The sequence below is a fragment of the Dolichospermum sp. LEGE 00246 genome (genome assembly GCF_015207865.1).
Lineage (GTDB): Bacteria > Cyanobacteriota > Cyanobacteriia > Cyanobacteriales > Nostocaceae > Dolichospermum > Dolichospermum heterosporum.
Window position 1 is genome coordinate 1 of record NZ_JADEWA010000590.1, and the last position, 2,752, is coordinate 2,752.

The 2,752-nt window shown below is 34.3% G+C and carries 5 protein-coding genes; all 5 read right to left on the reverse strand.

Annotated elements, in window-relative coordinates; genetic code table 11:
* Positions 1 to 221: type II toxin-antitoxin system HigA family antitoxin (locus IQ228_RS24370; RefSeq protein ID WP_193964739.1), on the reverse strand; the 221-nt coding region annotated here is incomplete at its 3' end.
* 328 nt (positions 222 to 549) lie between these two features.
* A complete protein-coding gene (locus IQ228_RS24375) occupies positions 550 to 768 on the reverse strand; it encodes a hypothetical protein (protein WP_039201615.1) in 219 nt (72 codons plus the stop codon).
* Between the two features lie 338 nt (positions 769 to 1,106).
* On the reverse strand, positions 1,107 to 2,042 hold the full coding sequence (locus IQ228_RS24380; protein ID WP_193964741.1) for a DUF4351 domain-containing protein: 936 nt from the start codon (positions 2,040 to 2,042) through the stop codon (positions 1,107 to 1,109).
* 288 nt (positions 2,043 to 2,330) lie between these two features.
* Positions 2,331 to 2,528 (reverse strand): hypothetical protein, encoded by a 198-nt coding sequence (locus IQ228_RS24385; RefSeq protein ID WP_193964743.1) that lies wholly within the window; start codon positions 2,526 to 2,528, stop codon positions 2,331 to 2,333.
* Between the two features lie 4 nt (positions 2,529 to 2,532).
* On the reverse strand, positions 2,533 to 2,752 hold a 220-nt coding region (locus IQ228_RS24390), incomplete at its 5' end, for a BrnT family toxin (RefSeq protein WP_193964745.1).

Here is a 2,752-nt window from a genome sequence, read left to right on the forward strand (position 1 = left end):
GTATAAACTCCTTGATTACGACTTTCTAAATAATATAATATGGCTGCGATAGGAGATGGAGGATCAATAGGATAATTTTGTTGTTCATAGACTTCTACTAAAGTCGTTAAAATATCTAATTTTTCATATTCTGGTGTATTAGGTTCAGCATCAAAAATTTGTTCGATTTCTTTTAATGCCTGTTGATAATCTGCTTCTGTTCTAATTGGTTTTAAGTTCATAATATCAAACCTCCCTAAATGATTGTAGCATCTATCCCAAAATGAGAATAAATATTTTGTTCTTAATACGGATGCTTTCAACAATATATTCAAATCGAGTTCAACGATATGATGAATTTGATAGAAACCTTGAATAAGATTTTGAATTTGATTTTCAGGAAATTTTCCTTTCTTGATTAGGTTTACACAAACTTCATTGATTACCTGGGTACTTAAATAAAGTCCTGTTTGTATGGCTAGATGGTTAGCAATTTGATGTTTTCGGATGTCCTGGCTCTGATTAAGTGCATATATCCAGATATTTGAATCTAAAAAAGTCGTCATCTTTTTATTCGTTTTCGTAAATTTCTTCTCGTTTCATTGGATTTAATTGTTCTATATTTAAAGGATGCTCCAATAAATATTGGAGGTAATTTCCAGATTGTTCAGAGGTTTCTTGTTGAAGAGTGACTTTAACTATATTGGGTTGTTTTAACTGTTGTTGGTACTGTTCGGGAATTTTTATCATCCCATTTTCGATAGTGGTTTGAAATTCTACAGTAATCATTTGTAATGTCTTACTCTTTGCTCGCTTGTTAATTGTATTATAGCTGAATTTATCGCTATTGCACCCCCATCATCCCCAAAATGCGAACTGCTTGCAGCAGCGCTTCGCTATCGCATTCCCATATCCCCAAAGCGATCCAATACTGTTCAGTTAACGAAAATTTCCACGTAAACAACCTATTGTATAAAACCAACAAATCATTAAAAATGTTGGGTTTCGTTCCTCAACCCAACCTACGTATTTTTGTTTTTTAGTCTTAACCGAACAGTACTGCAAAGCGATCGCCCTTCCACATCCCCAAAAAGGCGATCGCTCTATTTAATTCAGTATGATTAATCTCAAGACTCTGGGTTATTTTGTAACCATTGTTCTAAATCAGTCATAGAAGAAAAATCTAAGAGAGCTTCACCCAATAATTCTAATTTCTCAATTGTTAATGCACGAATTGAGTCAATCAATGATAATTCAATTTCACCAATTCGCCGATTTAGTAAGCGTATAACTAGCTGTTGCTCTCCCCGTTCCATAGCTAGTTGTTCTGTTGGGCTAATTAAAGGCATTTTTCTTTCCTCCTCAAAATGTTTAATTTTAGTGACCAATCCTGCTTGCAATTGTTTAGGTAAAGTCATCATTGTGTCGATGATTTTAAATAACTTAATAACCTTCTCTTTTGTGAAGCCCCGGTCATAAAGTCCTCTAATTAATATCCATTTCCATTGCTCCCTTTCTGTTAAATTACTGGTGGTGGCTTTAGTCTTTAAATGCGCCATCACTATGGTAGCAAAGGGATTATCACTCTTTTCTAGTTCATCCCACTTTGATTCATAATCAAGAATTTTAGCTATGGGGAATTTTAAACTTAGTTCACAATCCAACATAGCTCTATCATAACTATTTGGTCGCCAACTAGGACTTGTATCACCTAAAATTGCTACACTTACTACAAATTGGTGATAAAGGTCGAAGGCTCGGTAATTATAAATGTACATCCGTTCTTCAAAGTTAACATCATATTGACTCTGAATTTCTATGTGGATTAAAATCCATACTTGAGTTTGATCTAATAACCAAACTTTATACAGTTTATCGGTAATTCGGTTTTTGGTTTCTCCTGAAGCTGTAATTTCTTGCAGTTCTTTATCTAAAGATTCAGGGGTTTTTGTCCAATCAATTGCTTGATGGGCTACAGGAAAGAAAAATGCTAGGAAGCTTTCAAAATATTCATTTAATGCTTCTTTCCATGATTGATCATAATTTGCTGTTACTTCACTCATTTTATTTCTATATTACAAAGAAGGGAACAGGTAACGGATAGTATGTTAATTTTGTGTGTTTTGGAGCGATGCCTGCGGCGAGCAAAGCTATCGCCATTTCTAATGTGATCATTTATTTCTCCTGTAACTTCAAATTATTTCTATTTTAGCAAGCGATCGCACATCCCACATTCCCAAACAGCGATTCCTAGGTCGCGCTTCGCTATCGCACTCTCACATCCCCCAAAACAGCGATTCCTGCGGAGCGCTTCGCTATCGCTCTCTATCACCCCCAGAAAAAGCGAACAATTAAAATTTAGCTTTATTTTCTCTAGTAATTCTAATCAAAAATCGTAAAGCTTCATTAACAGATTCAGAATTAGGAAACAATTCGGCAACATCTGAATCTAATTTAATGATTGTATTGCCAAAACTTGTACGTTTAGCTCCCATTTTTCTAATTTTTAAACTTTTTAAATCATATTCATCTCTAAGTTCATCTTCCATTATCTTAACCCTCTTGATAAGCTTTTAATTCTTGTTTTGTCACAAGTCTTGCACTAATAACTCTAATTTTATCCCCTCTTTCTGTATAAGAAACCAACAAAATCCGACTTCTTGATGATTCTCCTATAATAATATAACGATGTTCGTCTTCAGAATGATCCGGATCATAAAAATCAACATAGAGTGGATCATCGAAAACTGTTTGAGCTTCTTCAAATGAAACG